We start from the raw sequence: 20,955 nt of genomic DNA on the forward strand, positions 1-20,955 counted from the left end.
GTGACCACGGTGCTCGTCGTCGACGACGACGCGATGGTCCGCTCCGGGTTCGCCGCAATCCTCGGGGCCGAGCCGGACCTGGACGTGGTGGCGGAGGCCGCGAACGGTGCCGAGGCCGTGAGTCGGACACGACAGCTGGCGCCCGACGTGGTGGTGATGGACGTGCGGATGCCCGGGTTGGACGGCATCGAGGCGACCCGCCGCCTGGTGCGGGCGCCCGACCCGCCGCGGGTGCTGGTGGTGACGACCTTTGAGCACGACTCCTACGTGCTGGAGGCCCTGGAGGCGGGCGCTCACGGCTTCCTGCTGAAGCGTGCCGGCGCCGACCAGCTCGTGCACGCCGTGCGCACCGTCGCAGCTGCGGACGGCCTGCTGTTCCCGGACGCGATCCGGGACCTGGTGCGTCGGACGGCGCGACCCTCGCGGGTGCTGCCTGACCTCTCGACCCGGGAGGCCCAGGTGCTGCGGCTGCTGGCCCGCGGTCGCAGCAACGCCGAGATCGCGGGCGAGCTCTTCCTGGGACAGGAGACGGTCAAGACCCATGTGCGCTCGCTGCTGACCAAGCTCGACGCCCGCGACCGCACGCAGGCCGTCATCGCCGCCTTCGAGTCCGGGTTCGTCGGCGGCGACTGATCCGTCAGGTCGACCGGTCGCGCGGTCACGTCGACCCGGCGCGCGGTCAGGTCAACCCGGCGCGCGGTCAGGTCAACCCGGCGCTGTCAGGACTCTCGCTCACGGTCCAGACGCTCGTAGAGGGTGGTGAACCCCGCTGCGTGGTACGTCGCCACTGCCCCGACATTGGAGCCGGGCGTGGCCACGAAGGCCGCAGAGCTCCCCAGCTCACGCAGTGCGCTCGCGGCGGCGAGGTTCAGGGCGCGGCCATGGCCCTGGCCGCGGTGGTCCGGGCTGACGCCCATCGGCTCGATGATGCCGTGGCGACCGGGCCCGGCGGACCACACGGTGACCGTGCCCACCGGTCGGTCCTCCTGGTCGAAGCCAACCAGGCACCGCGCGTCGGCGAAGGCCGGTCCGGAGGCCAGTTGCCGCCAGCGGCCCAGGATCGCCTCCTCGTCGCTGGGACTCCCGCCCCAGGCAGCACCATGAACGTGCGCCCACACGTGGGCGCGGTCGTCCTTGATGACCTCGATGCGCAGCCCGTGCTCCTCCACCGAGGAGAGATCGTGCCGCATCACGGGCCAGGGGTCGACCCGGCTCCAACCGGCCTGGTCGAGCACCTCGTGCAGGTGCACCCCCCGCGCGATCTCCAGGTCGACTGTGCCCGGACCCAGCACTCCGCGATCCGGATCCGCGATGTCCGTGATCACCTGCCGGGCCAGCTCGGCGTCGCTGTGGAGGTCCGGGTCGATGGCCAGGCGCAGCAGGTCGGGCTCATCCAGCAACCCGATGGCGAGCACCTGGTCGTCACGGCTCCAGGTGCGCAGCGCGGCGGCAGTGGCTTCCGCGCCGTGTCGCCAGAACCACCCCACGTCCCCCGGGTGCAGCTGGAAGGGCGCACCGTCGAACTGCCAGGCGGCCAACGTCCCCAGGAGGTCGTCCAGCTCGTCGACCTCGGGTGTCCGCAGCGTCATCGTCATGGAGCGATCGCACCACGCCGGACCTTCGCGCGCACCCCATTTAGACAGCGAGACGGATCCGCAGAGCGCACCCACATGACTAGGAACTAGTTGCACTTGCAATGAAACGAAAGTCACGCTAAACCCTCGATTAGGTCAAGGAGGCGTAAAAGAGCCCTCGTTCTGACCGACCAGTGAGCGCACCTTCGGCGGGGACTTCGGGATCTCGATGCGTGAGGCCGCGCGCCCAGACCCAGAACCCAAGGAGCCACCCCATGCGCAGCACCCCGACCTCCACCAGCACGTCCTCCACCGGCTCGGCCACCAAGGCGCTCATCGCCGCCGGCCTGGGCGTCGTCCTCCTCGCCGGTGCCGGTGGGACCTTCGCCCTCTGGAACGCCGAGGAGACCACCGCCACCGGCACGATCACCGACGGGGAGCTCTCCCTGGAGGTCGCCGCCGGCACCTGGACCGACGGCGCCACCGCCATCGACCCCGCGACCTTCCGCATGGTCCCGGGTGACACCGTCACCTTCAGCACCACCGTCGTCCCGACGATCATCGGCGACAACCTGGTGGCCACCCTGACCGGGAGCCTCCCGCAGGGCGAGCAGGCGCACTGGAGCGTCGTGGCCAACCTGCCGGCCGGCGAGACGTTCCTGGATGCCGCGGACTCGGGTGTGCCGGTCGCGGTGAGCGTCGAGGTCAGCCTTCCGGTCAGCTCCGACAACACCAGTCAGGCGCAGGTCCTGCCGCTCAGCGACCTCACCCTGAACCTCCAGCAGGTCGACCCCACGCTGTGACCCTGTGGAGGCCGATCCGCGCGGACCGGCCTCCTCTGGCCACCACCGCGACTGAGAAGGAGGGCACCGTGAACCGCGGAAGGCGAGCCGTCGGCATCCCCCTGACGGTCGTGGTCGCTCTGCTCGCCGCTCTCCTCCTGGCGCCCAGCGGCGGCACCCACGCCCTCTGGAGCGATGGCAAGACCCGGTCCCTGGGCGCCGTGAGCAGCGACAACATCGGCCTCAGCGCGCGCCTGGTCAGTGCCGAGCCGACCCTGCCCGGCGCCTCGAGGATCGAGGTCCAGAACACCTCGGCCAGCCTCCAGGGGTCCGTGTCCGCGACCCCGAGCGTCGCACCCGTCGGCTGGGACAACGGCCTGGCGGGCCAGGTTGCGGTCTCGTATGCCGAGTGTGCCGGTGGTGCGGGCATCGGCACCTCCCCGGTCGGTCCGGGGGAGCGTCAGGAGCTCTGCGTCCAGACGACCGCGCCGGGCTCCGGGGCGGCCTTCCTGCGGCAGTACGCCGGAGTGACGGTGCAGGTCAGCAGTGCGCTGACACAGACGGCCGTCGGCGTGCCGACGTGGAGCTCCAGTGCCACGGTCGGCACCCAGCACCGGGTCCCCTTCCCCAGGCCGACCCATCCTGGGGACACCCTGGAGCTCGCGAACGTGTGCCGGGAGCCATTGCTGGTGGGGTCGGCCACGCTCTCGTGGGCGTGGCCGGACACCACGGGCACCGTCGCTCAGCAGACCCCCGCCGTGGCGACGTGGGCGATCCAGAAGCGGGTCGGCCCGGACGCCTGGCAGGGCGTCGTGTCCGGCATCTCCGGGAGCGCTCGCTCCGCCAGGCTGTCCACCGCGGATCTCCTCAGCCTCGGCTCCTATGACGTGCGCATCGTCGGCTACTCGGCGGCGGACCCGGCAACGCCCGTGGTTGCGACCTTCACGGTCAACGTGACGAGTCTCAATCTCCTCGGAACCGGCCTGCTCGTCAGGTGCAACTCGGCCACGGGCCCCCTGTGACCCTGCTCAAGCGTCTCACCGTCATCTTCGTGTGGGGCCTCCTCCTGCTGGTCGGCTGCCTGCTCACGGTCATGGTGCTCATCCCGCGACTGACCGGCTGGGTCCCGCTGACCGTCCTGTCGGGGTCGATGGAGCCGACCATCCCGACCGGAAGCCTCGTGGTCGTGGAGCGGCTCCAGGGCGAGGGTGACCTGGCCGAGGTGGCCGTCGGTGACGTGGTGACCTTTATGCCGCGCCCGCAGGACCCGACCCTGGTCACGCACCGCGTGGTGAGCATCGGGGGCCGGGCCGACGGCAGCACGGTCCTGGTCACCAAGGGTGACGCCAACGGGGCGAACGACCCCGATCCTGTTGCCGCAGAGCAGGCCCGGGGGCTGGTGCGCTACCACATCCCCTACGCCGGGCACCTGTCCACCGTGCTGAACGTGGAGCAGAAGAAGCACGGGGTCATCGCCGTGGCCGGCCTGCTGTTCGCCTATGCCGCGACACGGGTCGTGCGGGCTGTCCGTGCGCGACGTCAGGGTCATCCGCCAGCCGCCGCGCCCGCAGACGTCGACACCTGACCGGGGGCCTCCGGCAGACTGGGGGCATGCGCTTCTCCCAGGTCGACGTCTTCGCTCAGGAGTCCTGCCGCGGCAACCCGCTGGCCGTGGTCCACGACGCGGAAGGGCTCACCGACGACCAGCTCGCGCGTTTCGCGAACTGGACCAACCTCTCGGAGACCACCTTCCTGCTGCCGCCCACGGAGCCGGGGGCCGACTACCGCGTCCGGATCTTCACGGTCAGCCAGGAGCTTCCGTTCGCCGGCCACCCGACGCTCGGCAGCGCCCGCGCCTGGCTCGCAGCGGGTGGTCAGCCGGCGCAGGAGGGCGTGGTCGTCCAGCAGTGCGGGGCGGGACTGATCCCCATCCGGCATGCCGACGCGCACCTGGCCTTCGCCGCCCCCGACTTTCTTCGCTCCGGTGAGGTGGGCGAGGACGACCTGCACCAGATCGTGGCCGCCCTGCGGATCCGCCCCGACCAGATCAGTCACGCCCAGTGGATCGACAACGGTCCCGGGTGGGTGGGCGTCGTGCTCGACTCGGCCGAGGCGGTGCTGGCGCTGGAGCCGGACTTCAGCGCTCTCGGTGGCCTCGACCTCGGAGTGATCGGGCCACACGCACGGGGAGGGCCGGCCGACTACGAGGTGCGGGCATTCGTGCCCGGGCTGGGGGTCAACGAGGACCCGGTGACCGGCAGCCTCAACGCCGGCTTCGGCGTCTGGTTGATCGGCGCGGGTCTGGCGCCCGAGGCCTTCACCGTGCGTCAGGGGACCGCCCTCGGCCGGAACGGCCGGGTCGACCTACGGCTCGCGGACGGTCAGGTGTGGGTCGGCGGAGCAGCCGACGTCCTGATCAGCGGTGAGGTCGCCCTCTGAGGTGAGCTTCGGCATACCAACATCTGCCTCTCAGGTCCGGTGCGCCGCCGCGCTGCCGGAGGTCGTCGCCTCACGCGCGGACGGTGAGCACCTGCGCCATCGTGCCGATCGGTCCCGTCCGGTCGTGCAGGACGCTGCTGGTCAGCCCCACTCCGCCGGCACCGAAGCTCACCGAGGTGTCGAAACCGACCCAGTCGCCCTGGGGCTGGGCGAAGAAGTGGGCGGTGAGGTCGAGGTTGGGGAAGGCGACCTCCGTGGGGTGGGCGCGGACGGTCATGCCGTTGGCGATGTCGAGCAGCCGCACCGCGCGTGCCAGTCCACTGACCGGGACGCCACTCAGCAGCTCCTGGTCGGAGCGCACCCAGAAGGCGGCGCGTCCCGGCTCGAGCTGCTCCCGACGCACCTCAGCGCTGGCGATGAAGCCGCCGGGCCAGACCGTCGTCGGGTCCCATGCGGCCATGGCCTCGGGTGCGGGGATCGCGGGCAGCGGTGTCCCGCCCAGGGCCGTGGTGTCGCCGGGCCGCATCAGCCACGCCCGCATGATGACCCCGTCGCGCTCCCCGTGGCTCAGGCGCGCCTCGACCAGCTCGATCGTCCGCCCGGGGCGCAGGACCCTCACCGTGCACTCGACCGCGTCGACCGGCAGGGTGCCCAGGATGTCGTAGGAGAGCCGGCCGATGACCAGTCCGTCATCCCGTCGGCTGTCCCGGTCGACCTCCACCCTGTGTGCCAGCAGGCCCAGAGCGGGTGCGATGTGCTGTTCGGTGGTCTCCCACGCGCCGCTGACGTGCTCGGTCGCACGGAAACTCGTGGGACCGATCTGCTCGAAATAGGCCATGGAGGGGACTCCTTCGCGTGCTGGTGCCCGCCGGCACGTGGTTCGGGCTGCTGTTCGGGCAGTATGCCGTGGGCCGGGTTGCTCCCTGTGGTCGCCTCCGCGGGTGGAGGGCCATCACGGGGTTGGATGGGTCCTGGGTCAGGAGTGGGCTGAGCGCTCCCTGGCCGCGTGACCGGGCGGCTCGAGCTGGAAGGTGGAGTGCTCGACGCTGACCTCGAAGTGCGCAGCGACGCACTCCTGGAGCTGGCCGAGCATCTCGGCGGCGTGACCGTCCTGGAAGCACGCGTCGTCGAGGACCACGTGGGCAGAGAGCACGGGCAGGCCGGTCGCGATCGTGGAGGCGTGCAGATCATGCACCTCCTGGACGTGGGGGAGGCCCAGGATGTGCGTGCGCACCTCGGCCAGGTCCAGGCCCTTGGGAGTGGACTCCAGCAGGATGCTGCCTGCCTCGCGCAGCACCAGGAAGGCTCGCGGCACGATCAACGCGGCGATGACCATGCCGGCGACGGCGTCGGCCCCAGTCCATCCGGTCGTGGTGATCACGAGAGCACTGACAATCACCGCGACGGAGCCCAGTGCGTCGTTGACGACCTCGAGGAACGCCGCTCGCAGGTTGAGGTTGGCACTGCGCCCCGCGCTGAGCACCCACATCGAGACAAGGTTGCCCGCGAGCCCGACGACGCCGAAGATCAGCAGCCCCGTCGAGCTGATCTCCGGTGGGTCGTTGAGCCGACGGACGCCCTCGATGAAGGCGTAGGCGCCGACCGCGAGCAACACGGTGGCCTGTGCCCCGGCGGCGAGGACCTCGGCACGCCGGAACCCCCAGGTGCGCTCCGGCGTGGCCGGCCGCAGCACCAGCGTCGAGGCGACGAGGGCCATGAGCAGCCCCGCGGTGTCGGTCAGCATGTGGGCCGCATCGACCAGGAGGGCGAGGCTGCCGGTCCACAGGGCGCCGATGACCTCGGCCACCAGGATCGTGGCGGTGATCCCGAAGGCGATGGCCAGGCGCCCTCGGTGGGTGGTCACCTGCCCGTGGTGGTGACTGGTGGTCATGACGTCTCGGGTCCCGGGTGCGCTCGCGGGTTGTCGGGCCGCGCACGGGTGGCTGCGTCGACACCGAAGTTCGGGCACAGGGCAACGCGGTTCCCCGCCGTCGCGAGCACGCCTTCCGCAGCCGACAGCAAGGTCAACAGCTCTGGTGCACTGGTCAGCGAGAACATCGAGGCGCGTCCCTGTGGGCGGGAGGTCACCAGCCCGCAGTCGCGGAGACAGGCCAGGTGTGCGCTCACTGTTGATTGCGCCAGGCCGAGGTGGTCGGTCAGGTCGCGCACGCGATGCTCGCCGAGTCTCAGGTGCTGGAGGATCGCGAGGCGGGAGGGATCGGAGAGCCCGTGGAACAGGGCCGACGCGACAGCGAGGTCACCCGCCGCTGGGGTGGCTGAGTCGGGTTCGATGTCCCGCGATGCTATCGCCATGAGGCGATCATAGCCGGTTGTGGCGTCGAGCGAACCAGCAACCGCTGCTGGGCAGGGGAAGACCTTCCCGTGGCGAGAACTCACTGGCGATCACCCAGCACGCCGCCGACGATGGAGCGATGAGTGATGTTCCCTTGCGTTGGACGCCAGCCACCGTCTACCCGGACATGTGGGTCGACCCCGCCGATGACCCCCGCAACACCGACGGAGTCAGCCCGGACGGAGAGCTCGAGACCCTGCTGGACACCCTGCGGGACTATCGCCTGACGTTGTTGATGAAGTGCGAAGGCCTGGACCCTGAGCAGCTGGCCCGTCGCAGCGTTCCACCCTCAACCATGTCCCTGTTGGGGCTGCTCAGACACCTCGCCGAGACCGAGCGCGACTGGCGCACCTGGCTCGGTGGGCCGCCGCTCGAGAAGCTCTATGGCCCACACGACGCCGACTTCGACGGGGCCGTGGCGGACCAGGGGGTGGTGGACGCGGCCTACGCCGACCTGGAGCGTGAGCAGGCGGCGACCGATGACGCCCTCACGGCCCTGCCTGACCTGGGGGAGCGGGTCGGGGACTCCCGCATCGCGGTGCGGGAGTTGCATGTTCACCGCATCGATGAGTACGCCCGCCACGCCGGCCATGCGGACCTGCTCAGGGAGTGTGTGGACGGGCGGGTCGGGCAGTGACCCTGAGCTGACAGGCTCAGGCGGGTTGTGCGCGCTCGACCAGTTCGGCGACGCCCGGCCCAGTGAGCTCTTCGTATGCCGAGGCTCGCCCGGCCATGGCGAGCACCAGGGCGAGAGTGGACCCGGTGACGAGCGGTCCAGTGCCGACTGCGAAGGGCCCGTCGCTCGCCTCGAGGCGAAGCCCCTTGACGGCGCTGCGGCTGTTGACCGCGAAGTCCTGCCGCGCGAAGAAGTGTGCGACCGCCGCTGTGGTGCGAGTCGGCGGTGTGCGCACGATGCCGAGCGGGCGACGGACGTCCTCGCCGTGCACGATGACCTCCCCGAGCCACGCCGCGGTATGGCCAGAGGGCGCCACGGTGCTGGTGACGACAGCCTGGAACCGCTCTAACGTCTGAGTCGGTGAGGTCCCGAGGTGCTCGACCAGGCGTCGTTGGTTGTGCACTGCCGGGCGGAACCGTGCGGCGACGATGCTGCGGACCCACGCCAGGCGGGCTGTGCTCGCGGCAGCAGTCAGGTGTGCCACCACCTCCTCGACCGTCCACTCGGCGCACAGCGACGGAGTGCTCCACTCCTCCGCAGAGATGTCTGCCAGGTCGCTGGCCAGCGCCGCCCGCTCTGTGTGGATAGCTGACCACAGTGCCGAGGTGCTGAGCGTGGGGTCGTGGTCGCGGGGGTGTGGTCTGGCGGTCATTGGGTGCCTTTCCTCGTGTCGATGGCAGGGTGGACCGCCCTCAGGAGGAGGAGTCATCGACTGACGGCATCAGCGTACGGTCAGAGACACCATGACCACTGCCACCCGACCTCCGCAGGCCCGATCGACCGGGACGGTCCCGCTCTCCCTGCTGGACCGCTCGCGCACCCGCCAGGGCGAGTCGCCCGGCGCCGCCCTGCGCGACACAGTCGAGCGGGCTGAGCGGGCCGACGAACTGGGACTCCACCGCTTCTGGGTGGCCGAGCACCATGCCGTGCCCGGGATCGCCAGCGGCAGTCCGCCCTTGTTGATGGCCGCCGTCGCCGCGCGGACCAGGCGGATCCGGATCGGCTCCGCGGGGGTAATGCTGCCGAACCACCGGCCGCTCATCGTCGCCGAGCAGGCACGCATGCTGGAGGCGCTGCACCCGGGCCGGATTGACCTGGGCATCGGGCGGTCCCTGGGCTTCACCGCACCGGTGCGGGAGGCCCTCGGAGTGTTGAGGCACACGCCCGGGGACTTCGCCCGCGACCTCAGGCAACTCGAGGAGTTCCTGGCCGACGAGGGCCCGGTCACGGCGATGCCGGCCGGAGTTCAGGCACCTCCGATCCTGGTGCTAGCCACCGGATCCGGGCTCGCTGTCGCAGCCGAGCGTGGGCTCCCGGTGGTCGTGGGTGGGCCGGTGCTGCGCGGTGATCTGGCCCCGCTGGACGAGTACCGGGATCGCTTCCGACCCAGCCGAACCTGCCCGGAACCGCACCTCATCGTCAGTGCCGACGTCATGATCGCCGAGACCACTGAGCGTGCCCGCGAGCTGATGCTCCCTGAGGCGTGGGCGATGGTCACGGCCCGCACGACGGGTGCCTTCCCGCCCCTGAGTCCCCACGGCCTCGACCGTCCCACCGAGCGCCAGCTGTCCCAGGTCGAGGACCACGTCGCCCAGTCGGTGCACGGCACCGCCTCGGAGGTCGCCCAACAGCTCACCGAACTGGTGCGCCGCACAGGTGCCGACGAAGTGGTCGCCTTCGCCTCGACATACGACCGGCAGGCCCTCGCCGACTCCGATGCGGCTCTCGCTGAGCTGCAGGTGACCCACTGACCGGCGGCGGCCACCACACCGCCAGCCGGCCCCCTCTGCGGGTCCTAACCGACGAAGGGCTCGGCCACGAAACGTCCCCAGGCCACGAAGGCGGCGAGGGTGAAGAACACCAGGTCGCCGACGACATTGGGCCACTCCCGTCGCACGATGCGCACGGTCGTCGCGCCCGTCATGAGCAGCACGAATCCCAGGGCCGCCCAGGGCACCAGGCCGGGGGCGATATCCAGTGCCGCCGGAAGGACGAGTCCCACGGCGCCGAGGACCTTCACCATGCCGAGACCCTTGAGGAAGGGCGTGGGGAAGAGGTCCACGAACTCCTGGCTCCGGTGCAGCGCGCGGTAACGTTGTCTGGGCAGGATCAACATCGCGACGCCTCCGGCGAAGTAGCCGGTCGCGAGGAGTCCAGCCACAACCCACAGGGCGATATTCATGAGATCTCTCCTTTCCGTGAGCCACCCGTCCGGTGCCTCGAGTCTGGGACGAAGCAGGCCCGCCCTCTGTGACATCCCCGCACCAGCCGGCCCGCGATGTCACAGATCGGGGGCCGCATTCGTCCCAGGGTCATGGCTGAGACGACCTTCCGAGACGAGAGCACGGCGCGACTGATGGACGCCGAGAAGTTCGAGGAGCTTCGACCCCTGTTGTTCTCGATCTCCTATCGACTCCTGGGTAGCGTGAGCGAGGCCGAGGACGCGGTGCAGGAGACGTGGCTGCGCTATGCGGCCACGGACGTCGAGCCACGATCGCTGAAGGCCTACCTGGCAACAGTCGTCTCGCGGATCTCGATCGACGTGCTGCGCTCGGCGCGGGTGCGGCGGGAGGCCTATGTCGGTCCCTGGTTCCCCGAGCCGTTGCCCACCGACACCCTGCACACCCAGCCGTATGCCGAGCCCGCGGACTCCGCGGAGCTCGCCGACTCGGTGTCGCTGGCTGCCCTCCTGCTGCTCGAGCGGCTCAGCCCGCTCGAGCGGGCGGTCTTCGTGCTCCGGGAGGTGTTCGACTATGGGATTGCTGACGTCGCGGAGATCGTCGAGCGGTCCGAGCCCGCCGTCCGCCAACTGGCGTCCCGAGCGCGGCGCCACATGCAGGACGGCCGCCCACGTTTCGAGGTCGACCGTCGCAAGCGGGTGGACCTCGCGGACCGCTTCTTCGACGCCCTCCGCGAGGGTGACCTCGATCGTCTCCAGGGGCTGCTGGCGGCGGACGTCGAGACCCTCAACGACGGTGGAGGCAAGGGCGGCGGTCAGGGCGGGTCCTTCGGGCCCGAGCGAGCCGCCCGCATCCTGGTCGCGACCGTGCCCCCGCTTTTGGCCTCCGGCGCAGTGTTGGAGCCTCGGGAGCTCAACGGCTATCCCGGAGCGATCCTGCGGGACGCTGGAGGGCGGATCGTGGGCACCTGGACGCTGGACATCCGAGACGGCCGGATCCGGGCGATCCATTCGGTCACCAACCCCGACAAGCTCGCGCACCTGGGCCCGACCGGGGACCTTCGCGCCGTCGTGGCAGAGCGCAACCGCCAGCGCCGTGCCGGCAGGGGCTGACATCGCTTCCCGGCGGCGGGGCCATTAGATTCGAGGGGTGAGAGCCCTCCCCTCGAGTGCCGTTTCCCGCTGATGCAGGCCACCACAACGGTCTGGATCGTCACGCTGGTGGGGATCATCGGCCTGCTCGCCTACGACTTCTTCTTCCACGTGCGCAAGGCGCACATCCCGACGCTGCGCGAGTCGGCGATCTGGTCGGCCGGCTATGTCGGGATCGCGCTGCTGTTCGGCGTCGGGGTCTGGGTCTTCGGTGGGGGTGAGGCGGGGACGGAGTACTTCGCCGGCTACGTCACCGAGAAGGCCCTGTCGGTCGACAACCTGTTTGTCTTCCTCATCATCATGGGCAGCTTCGCGGTGCCCCGGGCCAACCAGCAGAAGGTCCTGCTGTTCGGCATCGTCTTCGCCCTGATCTCCCGCACCGTGTTCATCTTCATCGGTGCCGCCGCGATCGAGCGCTTCGCCTGGGTGTTCTACCTCTTCGGGCTGATCCTGCTGATCACCGCGGGTCACATGCTGAAACCGGAGGACAGCAACGCGGACCGGGAGAACTTCGTCGTGCGGTTCGTCCGCAAGGTGGTGCCCACCAGCGAGGGCTATGACGGGGACCGGCTGTTCAGCGTCGAGAACGGCGCCCGGGTGATGACGCCGATGATGGTCGTGATGCTGGCGATCGGCGGCACGGACATCCTGTTCGCCATCGACTCGATCCCGGCGATCTTCGGCCTCACCCAGAGCACCTACATCGTGTTCACGGCGACTGCCTTCTCCCTGCTGGGGCTGCGTCAGCTCTACTTCCTGATCGACGGCCTGCTCGACCGACTGATCTACCTGTCCTTCGGGCTGGCGGCCATCCTGGGCTTCATCGGTGTCAAGCTCATCCTGCACGCGCTCGCCGAAAACGCCCTGCCGTTCATCAACGACGGCGAGCACGTCCCGGTCGTGGAGGTCAGCACAGGTTTGTCGCTGGTCGTCATCATCGGTGTCCTGGTGGTCACGATCGCCGCCTCCCTCCTCAGCCCCGCCGGTCGCGCCAAGAACGCCATCGGCAACGCCCGCCGCCACGCCACGCAGTATCTCGACATCGGCTACTGGGGCGACCCCGAGGCGCGGGAGAAGAGCTATCAGGCGCTGGAGGAGGAGATCGCCACGATCAGGTCCCTGCCCGAGAAACAGCGTGCACACATCCGCAACGAGCGGGAGCTCATGGAGCTCCTCGAGGAGGCCCAGCGGCAACACGAGTCCGAGACGCCGGATCAGCGGTGAGGCGGCGGGCTGCTCGGGGACGACTCACCATCCTGCGGACCGTGCGTGCCCGCCCACGATCAGGTGGACTGTGCGTGCCCACTCACGTCAGGTGGACACCTCGCGCGTGAAGCGGCCCGTCTCGAGCCAACGACTGAGCCGGTCCACAGCGGTGGGCAGATACGTCCGGGCCAGCTCCCGGAACTGCGCCGTCGTGCTCTTGACGATGTCGTTGGCCAGGAGCAGCTGCCGGGAGGCGAGCAGGGCCTCGAAGTGTTCCGGCGCGATGTCGGGGAGCGGCGCAATCGATGCATAGCCGTCGCGCAGAGACTCCTCGACGCCGGGTGCGCCGCGCAGGTAGAAGGTGCTGATGGCCAGGTCCAGCGCGGGCACCCCCAGGCCGCAGTCGTCGAAGTCAAAGACCGCGAGGCGGCCGTCGTGCCACTTGAGATTGCCGCCGTGCAGGTCGGCGTGAAGCGCCCGGACCGGCACATTCTCGAACGCATGAGCAAAGGCCACCACGCCGATCGCCCGAGCCCGGTCAAGCACCTCCCGCTGCCCCGCCTCGAGGTCAGCGCCGCTGAGCCGGTCTGGGGCACCGAACAGCGGAGTGTCCAGGAGGGGCAGTCCCCCTCCCTCCGGCAGCTGCCAGGACTGCGCCTGAAGGTGCAGCTGGGCCATCGTCCGGCCCAGCTCATGGGCCACCTCGGGGGAGGCGGTGCCGACGTCTGGTCCCTCCAGCCAGGAGGCGCAGGTCACCAACAACTCCCGGCCCAGGGCGTCGGACTCGACGGCGGCGCACCACTGGCCATCCGTGGTCGTCCGTGGGACCGGGACCCGCACCGGAGTCTGCTCGGCGAGGGCAAGCTGCCAGGCCTGTTGGGTGGCGATCTCGTCCCGGGGGCTCGTGGAGTTGGTGTTGACCCGGAGCGCGAACCGCTCGCCAGTCACCGTCTCGAGGGCAAAGGTTGTGTTGTAGGCGTGCAGGTGCATCTCCAGCCTGTGCGCCTCGAGACCGAAGGATCGAGCGGCGGCCACCGCGACCGGGCGCAGCGCCTCTGCCTGTTGGGCGTCGGTGAGCTGGTCGTAGGTGTGAGTGGTCGTCATCGGGACACCAGATGGGGGTGTGTCGTCATCGAGGCACTGTAGGGCTAGGCGGTGGGTTGCGCGGAGTGGATTTCGCCTTCGCCCTCCGGCAGGAGCAGCCGCAGGACGTCGGCGAGCGTGACCACGCCAACGGTGCGACCCGCTTCGGAGACCACCGCGAGGTGGTTTGCGGTCGCCCGCATCTGCGCGAGCGCCTCATAGACCTTCGTCTCGGGGTCCAGTGTGAAGACGGGACGCACCAGGCCTGCCAGAGGCGTCGTGTCAGGGTGCAGCAGCGTGTCCCGCACGTGCACCAGGCCGTCCGTGCCCGTGCCGGAGCCCACCAGGATCCGCAGGTGACCGCTCCGCTGGCTCGCGGCCCGCACCTGCGCCACGGTGGCGGACGTGGGCACCTGGGTGATCGGTCGCTCTCCCAGCAGGTCGCGGACCCGCAGGTTCTCCAGGTCGAGAGCGCCGCTGAGCTGGGAGGAGAAGCGCGCGTCCAGGGCACCGACGTTGGCGGAGTGCTCCACCAGGTGTCGCAGGTCGTCCGGGTTCTGACCGGTCGCCACCTCGTCCACCGCCTCGACGCCGAAGCGCGCGAGCATCCAGTTGGCGGTGCCGTTGAGGGTCCGCAGCAGTGGCCTGGTGGCCCACATAAAGGCTCGCATCGGCAGCGCGAGGACGGTTGCGGACCGCTCGGGGTGGGCGATCGCCCAGGACTTGGGCGCCATCTCGCCGACCACCAGGTGCAGGAAAGTCACGATGACCAGGGCCAGGACGAAGCCGGCGACGTCGGCCATCCAGTAGGCCAGGCCCCAGGTCTCAAAGAGGGGAGTCAGCCAGTGGTGGACGGCCGGCTTCGTGATGGCGCCGAGCGCCAGGGTGCACACCGTGATGCCCAGCTGTGAACCGGCCAGCAGCAGGGTGAGCTCGGTCGCGCTGCGCAGCGCGGCGCGGGCCGACCGGCTCGAGCTGGCCGCGTCTTCCAGGCGGTGCCGCTTGGCGGCGATCAGAGCGAACTCGACGGCGACGAAGAACGCGCTCAGCGCGATGATGGCGATGGTCGTGAGCACGACGACCCAGGGATTCTCCATCACTCCGTCTCCTGCGCGTCCGCGGAGCGTCCCAGCGACTCATCTGATGGCGCGGGCACCAGTCTGAGCCGGAGCAGGGAGGGCACGTGCCGGTCCAGCTCGAGCACCTCCACGTGCAGCGCGAGCTGTTCGTGCTCGCTCTCCAGCACGCTCTGGGGCTCGATCGGCACCACGATCACGTCGCCCTGCTCGGGGAGCGCGCCGTGGGTGGCGATGAGCAGGCCGGACACGGTCTCGTAGTCGCCGTCGGGCAGCGTGTGTCCGATCGCGCGCTCGATCTCGTCGACGTGGACGTCGCCGTCCAGCACCCAGGCGCCGTCGTCTTCCTCGACCGCCTCCGGTGGTGGCTCCGGGTCGTGCTCGTCGGTGATCTCTCCGACGAACTCCTCGGCCAGGTCCTCCAGGGTCAGCACGCCGGTGAGACCGCCGTATTCGTCGACGACGCAGGCCAGCTTGTTGCCGGAGCTGGTGAGCTGTTCGTGCGCCTCCGGGAGCATCATCACGGTCGGCACGATCACCGCTTGGCGGGCCAGGTCACGGGCGGGGGTCGCGTCGTCCGCCGTGGAGGTCAGCACGTCGACCAGGTGCACCACGCCGAGGATCTGCTCGTCGTCGTCCAGCACCGGATAGCGGGAGTGCTGGGTCGCCATCAGCTCGCGGACCTGACCCAGGGTGTCCTCGGCGTGCACGACGCCGACCCGGGAGCGGGGGATCATCGCATGCTCGACGTCACGCTGCGGGAAGTCGATGATGCGGTCGAGCAGCGTGGACAGCTCGTCGGGCAGGTCACCGCTGCGCCGCGACTCGGCCACGATGTGCTCCAGGTCGCGGGCGGACGCGGAGTGCTCGACGTCGTGCACCGGCTCGATGCCAAGGGCCTTGAGCAGCAGGTTGGAGGACTGGTCGAAGATCCAGACCAGCCACCCGGTCAGTCGCAGGTAGATGACGGTCGGCAGGGAGAGCGCCCGTGCCACCGGCTCGGGACGGGAGATCGCGAGGTTTTTGGGCACCAGCTCGCCAAAGACCATCTGCACCACGGTGGACAGGGCGAGGGCGATGACTGTGCCGATCAGGATGCCTGTGCCCGTCGGCACCCCGGCCCAACCGAACATCTCACCGGCGGCTTGTCCAACCAGCGGCTCAGCGACATACCCGACCAGGAGTCCGGTCACCGTGATGCCGAGCTGGGCGCCGGAGAGCATGAAGGAGGTGCGTTTGGTGATGGACAGGGCGCGCTGGGCCACGGCGTCACCACTGGCGGCCCGGGCGCCCAGGCGGGAGCGGTCCACCGCCATGTAGGCGAACTCCTGCGCCACGAAGAATGCGGTGGCGGCGGTGATCACCAGGATCACGACCAGGCCGATGAGCAGCGACAGGACAGCACTCACGGGTTGACCCCCTGCCGGTGGTGGACCGTCAGGGGGCAGGGCATTGGCCCGTCGGAACTCATGCGGTGGGTCTCCTCGACATCGGACAGTTCAGGGGCCGCAACGTGCAACCGACCCCCAGTGTTCCGGACGCTGTGGTTCACCACCGCATGGCTCACCCCGGTGACCTGGCTGCGGTCAGTCCTCGGCGCTCGGCACGTGCGGACCGGACACGCAGAACTCGTTGCCCTGCGGGTCGGCCAGGGTGACCCACCGGAAGTGCTCGTCACCACGACGGGCCACGAGGGTGGCGCCGGCGTCCAGGAGTCGCTCGACCTCCGCCTCCAGGTCGGGAGCGCTCAGGTCCAGGTGCAACCGGTTCTTGCCGGGAGAGACCTCGTCGACCTTCTGGAAGGCGAGCCACACCGGCAGGCTCCCGCCCCGCACGATGACGAACCAGCCGTCGTTGGTCTCAGCGATGTCGGCGCCGGTCTGCTGAGCCCACCAGGCCGCAAGCCCTTCGGCGTCGGTTGTATCGGTGGTGACCATGGCAAGCGAGAGAGTCATAGTCGCAACTTAGCGCCCGGGACCGACGGTCGGCAGCCGTCCAGGACCGGACGCGGCGGGTGCGTCCGGTCGGTGGCCTACTCGAGCCACTCCGTCTCGAAGGCCACGCTGGCGTGGATGTGCACGGCCTCGTAGCCTTGCGGACCGGTCGCGAACGTGTGCGGGGTGTCGGCGGGCACGACGAGAACCTGCCCGGCCCGCCCGGTGACCGTCTCCCCAGCGATCGTGAAGGTGGCTGAGCCCCGCCGGATCAGGAACGTCTCGGCATACGGGTGCTTGTGCAGTCGCGGTCCCACGCCCTCCTTGCTGGTGGATTCCAGGATCAGCGAGACGGCGGCTCCGCCCGGCAGCTCCTCGTAGTCCTCGGCCCAGTCCTCCCCGTCGTCACGTCCGTCGGTGCGATCGATCACGAAGCCTTCCATGTCTTGACGGTAGGGGTGTCCGCAGCAGCGTGCGAGCTGCGGAGGCGGGGTGGCGCTACCACTGGCGAAATAGTTGAGCGATGCGCTATGTTGTCGGACATACCCCCCATGGGTATACGTTGAGGAGAGAGTGATGACGCAGAAGGCGCACAACCACGACACTGCGCACGAAGGCCACGCTGCCGCCACTGGCGACGAGGCTCATGACGCCCACAGCGGCCACGCAGTCGACCACGGAGGTCACCAAGGGCACGGTGCTCACGAGGGGCACTCCGGGCACGCGGGGCACGGTGACCACGTCGCCATGTTCCGGCGGCTGTTCTGGGTGATGCTCGTGCTGGCCGTCCCGACCGTGCTGACCAGCCCGATGTTCGCCGACCTGCTCGGCTACCAGCTGCCCGACGTGCCGGGGATCGGCCTGGTGGCGCCGGTGCTGGGCACCGTGATGTTCCTCTGGGGAGGCAAGCCCTTCTATACCGGTGGGCTCGAGGAGATCCGCAGCCGCGAGCCGGGGATGATGCTGCTCATCGGCATGGCCATCACCGTTGCCTTCGGAGCCTCACTGGCGGCCAGCCTCGGGCTCATCTCACACCAGCTGGAGTTCTGGTGGGAGCTCGCGCTGCTGATCGTGATCATGCTCCTGGGCCACTGGATCGAGATGCGCTCGCTGGCCCAGACCTCCTCCGCGCTGGAGTCGCTGGCCGCTCTGCTGCCCGATGAGGCCGAGCGGGTCGAGGGGTCCTCGGTGGTCACCGTGGCGCCGTCGGATCTCTCCGTCGAGGACGTGGTCGTGGTGCGCCCTGGTGGCCGGGTGCCGGCCGACGGTGTCGTGGTCCAGGGAGCGGCCGCCATGGACGAGTCGATGATCACCGGTGAGTCCAAGGCGGTGCGCCGCAGCGAGGGTGACCAGGTGGTCGCGGGCACCGTCGCGACCGACTCCGGCCTGCGGGTGCAGGTGTCGGCGGTCGGCGAGGAGACCGCGCTGGCCGGCATCCGTCGCCTCGTTGAGCAGGCGCAAGGGTCCTCCAGCCGGGCCCAGCGGTTGGCGGACAAGGCCGCGGCCTGGCTGTTCTGGTATGCCCTGGCTGCCGCCGTCATCTCGGCCGTCGTCTGGTTGCTGGTCAGTGACCCGGGCACGACGCTGGAGCGGGTGATCACGGTTCTGGTCATCGCCTGCCCCCACGCCCTGGGTCTGGCGATCCCGCTGGTCGTCTCCATCACCACCGAGCGGGCCGCACGCGGCGGTGTGCTGATCAAGGACCGGCTGGCTCTGGAGCGGATGCGCTCGGTCGACACCGTCCTGTTCGACAAGACCGGCACCCTGACCCGTGGTGAGCCTGCTGTCGGGGCCATGCACGGAGCCGGTATGCCGAGTGCTGAGTTGCTCGCCCTGGCCGCCGCTGCCGAGGGCGACAGTGAGCACCCGCTGGCCCGTGCCATCGTGCGCGCTGCCCGGGAGGAGGGGCTGGATGTGCCCGGAGCCACCGACTTCAGTGCCGCACCGGCCGTCGGGGTCACCGCCACCGTCGACGGCGCCACGGTGCGGGTGGGTGGGCCCTACCTGCTGCAGGAGGAGGGCTTGAGCGCCCTTCCCGAGAGCGAGCCGTGGGCGCGTGACGGGGCCACCGTGCTGCACGTCGTCCGTGACGGAGCGGTCGTCGGTGCGCTCGCCGTCTCCGACGAGGTCCGTGCTGAGTCGCGGCAGGCCGTGGACGCCCTTCACCGGCTGGGCCTCCAGGTCGTCATGATCACCGGCGACGCCGAGCCCGTGGCCCGCGCTGTCGCCGCGGACCTCGGGATCGATGAGGTGTTCGCCGGGGTGCGCCCCGAGCACAAGGCCGACAAGGTCGCCGAGCTGCAGGACCGTGGCGCCACTGTGGCCATGGTCGGTGACGGTGTCAACGACGCCCCCGCCCTGGCGCGGGCCGACGTCGGCATCGCGATCGGTGCCGGCACCGATGTTGCGATCGCCTCGGCGGGTGTGATCCTGGCCAGCGACGACCCCCGCTCGGTGCTGTCCATCGTGGACCTGTCGCGAGCCGCCTACCGCAAGATGAAGCAGAACCTCTGGTGGGCGGCGGGCTACAACCTGGTCGCCGTGCCGCTCGCAGCGGGCGTCCTCGCGCCCGTCGGGTTCGTCATGCCGATGGCGGTCGGCGCGATTCTGATGTCGCTGTCCACGGTCATCGTCGCGGTGAACGCCCAGACCTTGCGCCGCCTCGACCTCAGTCCGGAGGCAGGCGTGCAGGCCGTGACGGGCGGCTGAAGCCGCGGCCGACGCGCGGGCTCGGCTGCGGACTCAGGGGTTGTCCGGCACCGAGCCCGGCGGCGGGCCCGGGCTCTTGGGCGTCTCATCGGGTGAGTCCACCGAGTCCTCATCGAGGTCCGGGTCCCTCGGGGGCGGCCCGGGCGAGGCCGGGGCACTCTCGTCGTTGTCCGGGTCGCTGGGTGGTGGTCCTGGGGAGCGTGGGGCGCTCTCGTCATAGTCCGCGTCGCTGGGTGGCGGCCCGGGAGAGCGTGGGGCGCTCTCGTCGTAGTCCGGGTCGGGTGCCCCGTGTCCGTGCGGGTCCGGGTGATCGGTCGACATGGCGACCTCCTCTCGGGCGCGTGCGCGCCTCTCCCGAGCGTGGCCCCACGGTGCTGGCGGCGCAACCGCACAGGACAGGCAACGCCCCGGCGGCGACGAGCGGCGCCTCCTCCTGCACATCCCGGTAGGGTCCAGACCGAAGGGAAGGGGACGTTGATGTCCACCGGCGGAGTGCTGATCGTGATCGCTCTGGTGATCTGGGGACTGACCGAGGCGGTTGACCTCGTGGCCCGGCGCGTGCGCAACCGGACGCTGGCCTCCTACGACGAACGCCCGCCGGGGTGGGTCTCGGTGTTGAATGTGGGCGCGCTTGTCCTTGCCTCCGCGGGCTTCGTGCTGTGGCTGGTCCAGGATGAACGGAACTTCGGCATCGGCCTGTGACCGGCCCGTGACGCGAGGATGATGGTCCGCGACGATGTCGAGAAGCGTTGACCGGCTCCGTCCCAGGGGTGATGGTGGCCGGACGAGCCGCCACGGAGCAAGGAGAGACACCATGGCCAAGTACCTGTTGCTGAAGCACTACCGCCGCAACTCCGGGCCGGAGGACCTGCCCGCCGCAGCGGTCCCGATGGACCAGTGGTCCGAGCAGGAGGTCACCGACCACATCCGATACATGAACGACTTTGCCGACCGGCTCCGTGAGCGGGGTGAGTTCGTCGACGGGCAGGCTCTCCGGCCGGAGGGGACCTTCGTCCGCTACGACGGTGAGGGGAAGCCTCCGGTCACGGACGGGCCGTTCGCCGAGACTAAGGATCTCATCGCCGGATGGATGATCATCGACGTCGACAGCCAGGAACGTGCCTACGAGGCGGCTGCCGAGCTGTCCGCTGCCCCCGGCAAGGGTGGTGAGCCGATCCACGAGTGGCTCGAGGTCCGGCCGTTCCTGACCGAGTCGCCCAGCGCGACGGAGTGAGCAGCGCGTCGTGGAGGAGCTGCTGAGGCAGCTCGGGCCGCAGGTCCTGGGTGTCCTCGTCCGGCGCGGCGCGGAGTTCGCGTCGGCCGAGGATGCCGTGCAGGAGGCCCTGATCGAGGCGATCGGCCGGTGGCCGGAGCGTATGCCGAGGGAGCCGAGGGCGTGGTTGGTCACCGTGGCCTGGCGCAAGTATGTCGACGCGCACCGCTCGCAGGTCGCTCGCCGACACCGGGAGCAGGTGGTGCTGGACGAGCCGCCGCCCGGCCCCACCGAGCGGACCGACGACACACTGCTTCTGCTCTTCCTTTGCTGCCACCCGGCGCTCTCCCCCTCCTCAGCGGTGGCCCTCACGTTGCGGGCCGTGGGCGGGTTGACGACGCGCCAGATCGCAGCGGCCTACCTGGTGCCGGAGGCCACCATGGCGCAGCGGATCAGCCGCGCTAAGCCTCGATCCACCGATGCCCTGGGTTGAGTGGCTGGCCGCGGGCTGGCTGGGCGTTTATGGGGAGTGGGCCGGAGTGATCGCCCGGCCTCGCTGTCGGGGTGTTCCACTGGGTC

General features: G+C 70.1%; 24 protein-coding genes and 1 pseudogene. 13 read left to right on the forward strand and 12 right to left on the reverse strand.

Features of this window, described 5'->3' with window-relative positions; genetic code table 11:
• Nucleotides 1-633 carry a response regulator transcription factor gene (locus DPQ65_RS06265; RefSeq protein ID WP_202863031.1) on the forward strand — a complete coding sequence of 211 codons (633 nt, stop codon included), beginning with the start codon at nucleotides 1-3 and terminating at the stop codon, nucleotides 631-633.
• Nucleotides 634-719: 86 nt separating this feature from the next.
• On the opposite strand, the gene DPQ65_RS06270 is transcribed toward DPQ65_RS06265, so the two are convergent.
• Entirely contained in the window at nucleotides 720-1,595 is an 876-nt protein-coding gene (locus DPQ65_RS06270) for a GNAT family N-acetyltransferase (protein WP_114906533.1), read from the reverse strand.
• 254 nt (nucleotides 1,596-1,849) lie between these two features.
• Here DPQ65_RS06270 and DPQ65_RS06275 point away from each other — a divergent pair, with 254 nt between their 5' ends.
• From DPQ65_RS06275 to DPQ65_RS06290, 4 genes are all read left to right on the forward strand, one after another.
• Nucleotides 1,850-2,377 carry an alternate-type signal peptide domain-containing protein gene (locus DPQ65_RS06275; protein WP_114906534.1) on the forward strand — a complete coding sequence of 176 codons (528 nt, stop codon included), beginning with the start codon at nucleotides 1,850-1,852 and terminating at the stop codon, nucleotides 2,375-2,377.
• Between the two features lie 68 nt (nucleotides 2,378-2,445).
• Nucleotides 2,446-3,378 (forward strand): hypothetical protein, encoded by a 933-nt coding sequence (locus DPQ65_RS06280; protein ID WP_162802054.1) that lies wholly within the window; start codon nucleotides 2,446-2,448, stop codon nucleotides 3,376-3,378.
• Complete coding sequence (locus DPQ65_RS06285; protein WP_162802055.1) at nucleotides 3,375-3,941, forward strand: signal peptidase I; 567 nt, start codon at nucleotides 3,375-3,377, stop codon at nucleotides 3,939-3,941. The genes DPQ65_RS06280 and DPQ65_RS06285 overlap by 4 nt, the downstream gene beginning before the upstream one ends.
• 26 nt (nucleotides 3,942-3,967) lie before the next feature.
• Nucleotides 3,968-4,795, forward strand: coding sequence for a PhzF family phenazine biosynthesis protein (locus DPQ65_RS06290; RefSeq protein ID WP_114906537.1), 828 nt, complete (start codon nucleotides 3,968-3,970; stop codon nucleotides 4,793-4,795).
• 70 nt (nucleotides 4,796-4,865) lie between these two features.
• Here the strand turns inward: DPQ65_RS06290 and DPQ65_RS06295 are convergent, their stop codons facing one another.
• The 3 genes from DPQ65_RS06295 to DPQ65_RS06305 all read right to left on the reverse strand — a co-directional run bounded on the left by DPQ65_RS06295 (nucleotide 4,866) and on the right by DPQ65_RS06305 (nucleotide 7,108).
• On the reverse strand, nucleotides 4,866-5,633 hold the full coding sequence (locus DPQ65_RS06295; RefSeq protein WP_114906538.1) for a thioesterase family protein: 768 nt from the start codon (nucleotides 5,631-5,633) through the stop codon (nucleotides 4,866-4,868).
• Nucleotides 5,634-5,771: 138 nt separating this feature from the next.
• A complete protein-coding gene (locus DPQ65_RS06300) occupies nucleotides 5,772-6,686 on the reverse strand; it encodes a cation diffusion facilitator family transporter (protein WP_114906539.1) in 915 nt (304 codons plus the stop codon).
• Nucleotides 6,683-7,108: an ArsR/SmtB family transcription factor gene (locus DPQ65_RS06305; RefSeq protein WP_114906540.1), complete on the reverse strand. Its 426-nt coding sequence runs from the start codon at nucleotides 7,106-7,108 to the stop codon at nucleotides 6,683-6,685. The genes DPQ65_RS06300 and DPQ65_RS06305 overlap by 4 nt, the downstream gene beginning before the upstream one ends.
• Nucleotides 7,109-7,227: 119 nt before the next feature.
• Between DPQ65_RS06305 and DPQ65_RS06310 the strand changes: the two genes are divergently transcribed.
• Complete coding sequence (locus DPQ65_RS06310; protein ID WP_114906541.1) at nucleotides 7,228-7,785, forward strand: DinB family protein; 558 nt, start codon at nucleotides 7,228-7,230, stop codon at nucleotides 7,783-7,785.
• A gap of 16 nt (nucleotides 7,786-7,801) precedes the next feature.
• Here the strand turns inward: DPQ65_RS06310 and DPQ65_RS06315 are convergent, their stop codons facing one another.
• Nucleotides 7,802-8,476 carry a maleylpyruvate isomerase family mycothiol-dependent enzyme gene (locus DPQ65_RS06315; protein WP_114906542.1) on the reverse strand — a complete coding sequence of 225 codons (675 nt, stop codon included), beginning with the start codon at nucleotides 8,474-8,476 and terminating at the stop codon, nucleotides 7,802-7,804.
• Nucleotides 8,477-8,567: 91 nt separating this feature from the next.
• Between DPQ65_RS06315 and DPQ65_RS06320 the strand changes: the two genes are divergently transcribed.
• Nucleotides 8,568-9,575 carry an MsnO8 family LLM class oxidoreductase gene (locus DPQ65_RS06320; protein ID WP_114906543.1) on the forward strand — a complete coding sequence of 336 codons (1,008 nt, stop codon included), beginning with the start codon at nucleotides 8,568-8,570 and terminating at the stop codon, nucleotides 9,573-9,575.
• A gap of 44 nt (nucleotides 9,576-9,619) precedes the next feature.
• Here DPQ65_RS06320 and DPQ65_RS06325 read toward each other — a convergent pair whose 3' ends face one another.
• On the reverse strand, nucleotides 9,620-10,006 hold the full coding sequence (locus DPQ65_RS06325; protein ID WP_114906544.1) for a DoxX family protein: 387 nt from the start codon (nucleotides 10,004-10,006) through the stop codon (nucleotides 9,620-9,622).
• A gap of 132 nt (nucleotides 10,007-10,138) precedes the next feature.
• On the opposite strand from DPQ65_RS06325, the gene sigJ reads away from it, so the two are divergent.
• Nucleotides 10,139-11,116, forward strand: a complete 978-nt coding sequence (sigJ, locus tag DPQ65_RS06330) for an RNA polymerase sigma factor SigJ (protein WP_238146717.1) — start codon at nucleotides 10,139-10,141, stop codon at nucleotides 11,114-11,116.
• Nucleotides 11,117-11,188: 72 nt separating this feature from the next.
• Nucleotides 11,189-12,379 (forward strand): TerC/Alx family metal homeostasis membrane protein, encoded by a 1,191-nt coding sequence (locus tag DPQ65_RS06335; protein WP_114906545.1) that lies wholly within the window; start codon nucleotides 11,189-11,191, stop codon nucleotides 12,377-12,379.
• A gap of 87 nt (nucleotides 12,380-12,466) precedes the next feature.
• On the opposite strand, the gene DPQ65_RS06340 is transcribed toward DPQ65_RS06335, so the two are convergent.
• The 5 genes from DPQ65_RS06340 to DPQ65_RS06360 form a co-directional block, all read right to left on the reverse strand.
• On the reverse strand, nucleotides 12,467-13,465 hold the full coding sequence (locus tag DPQ65_RS06340; protein WP_114906546.1) for a phosphotransferase enzyme family protein: 999 nt from the start codon (nucleotides 13,463-13,465) through the stop codon (nucleotides 12,467-12,469).
• Nucleotides 13,466-13,509: 44 nt separating this feature from the next.
• Nucleotides 13,510-14,541, reverse strand: coding sequence for a hemolysin family protein (locus DPQ65_RS06345; protein ID WP_114906547.1), 1,032 nt, complete (start codon nucleotides 14,539-14,541; stop codon nucleotides 13,510-13,512).
• On the reverse strand, nucleotides 14,541-15,929 hold the full coding sequence (locus tag DPQ65_RS06350; RefSeq protein ID WP_114906548.1) for a hemolysin family protein: 1,389 nt from the start codon (nucleotides 15,927-15,929) through the stop codon (nucleotides 14,541-14,543). Before DPQ65_RS06350 ends, DPQ65_RS06345 begins: the two co-directional genes overlap by 1 nt.
• A gap of 177 nt (nucleotides 15,930-16,106) precedes the next feature.
• On the reverse strand, nucleotides 16,107-16,475 hold the full coding sequence (locus tag DPQ65_RS06355; RefSeq protein WP_114906549.1) for a VOC family protein: 369 nt from the start codon (nucleotides 16,473-16,475) through the stop codon (nucleotides 16,107-16,109).
• A gap of 77 nt (nucleotides 16,476-16,552) precedes the next feature.
• On the reverse strand, nucleotides 16,553-16,897 hold the full coding sequence (locus DPQ65_RS06360) for a cupin domain-containing protein (RefSeq protein WP_114906550.1): 345 nt from the start codon (nucleotides 16,895-16,897) through the stop codon (nucleotides 16,553-16,555).
• A 133-nt stretch (nucleotides 16,898-17,030) separates the two neighbouring features.
• Here DPQ65_RS06360 and DPQ65_RS06365 point away from each other — a divergent pair, with 133 nt between their 5' ends.
• On the forward strand, nucleotides 17,031-19,163 hold the full coding sequence (locus DPQ65_RS06365) for a copper-translocating P-type ATPase (RefSeq protein ID WP_114906551.1): 2,133 nt from the start codon (nucleotides 17,031-17,033) through the stop codon (nucleotides 19,161-19,163).
• A gap of 33 nt (nucleotides 19,164-19,196) precedes the next feature.
• On the opposite strand, the gene DPQ65_RS06370 is transcribed toward DPQ65_RS06365, so the two are convergent.
• Nucleotides 19,197-19,484: a hypothetical protein gene (locus DPQ65_RS06370; RefSeq protein ID WP_114906552.1), complete on the reverse strand. Its 288-nt coding sequence runs from the start codon at nucleotides 19,482-19,484 to the stop codon at nucleotides 19,197-19,199.
• A gap of 156 nt (nucleotides 19,485-19,640) precedes the next feature.
• Here DPQ65_RS06370 and DPQ65_RS06375 point away from each other — a divergent pair, with 156 nt between their 5' ends.
• The 3 genes and pseudogenes from DPQ65_RS06375 to DPQ65_RS06385 all read left to right on the forward strand — a co-directional run.
• Nucleotides 19,641-19,865 carry a hypothetical protein gene (locus tag DPQ65_RS06375; protein WP_114906553.1) on the forward strand — a complete coding sequence of 75 codons (225 nt, stop codon included), beginning with the start codon at nucleotides 19,641-19,643 and terminating at the stop codon, nucleotides 19,863-19,865.
• A 112-nt stretch (nucleotides 19,866-19,977) separates the two neighbouring features.
• On the forward strand, nucleotides 19,978-20,397 hold the full coding sequence (locus tag DPQ65_RS06380; protein ID WP_114906554.1) for a YciI family protein: 420 nt from the start codon (nucleotides 19,978-19,980) through the stop codon (nucleotides 20,395-20,397).
• A 10-nt stretch (nucleotides 20,398-20,407) separates the two neighbouring features.
• A pseudogene (locus tag DPQ65_RS06385) lies at nucleotides 20,408-20,842 on the forward strand (sigma factor); the annotation flags it as partial.
• Between the last annotated feature and the right edge of the window lie 113 nt (nucleotides 20,843-20,955).

The sequence above is a fragment of the Ornithinimicrobium murale genome (assembly GCF_003352835.1).
Classification (GTDB): domain Bacteria; phylum Actinomycetota; class Actinomycetes; order Actinomycetales; family Dermatophilaceae; genus Ornithinicoccus; species Ornithinicoccus muralis.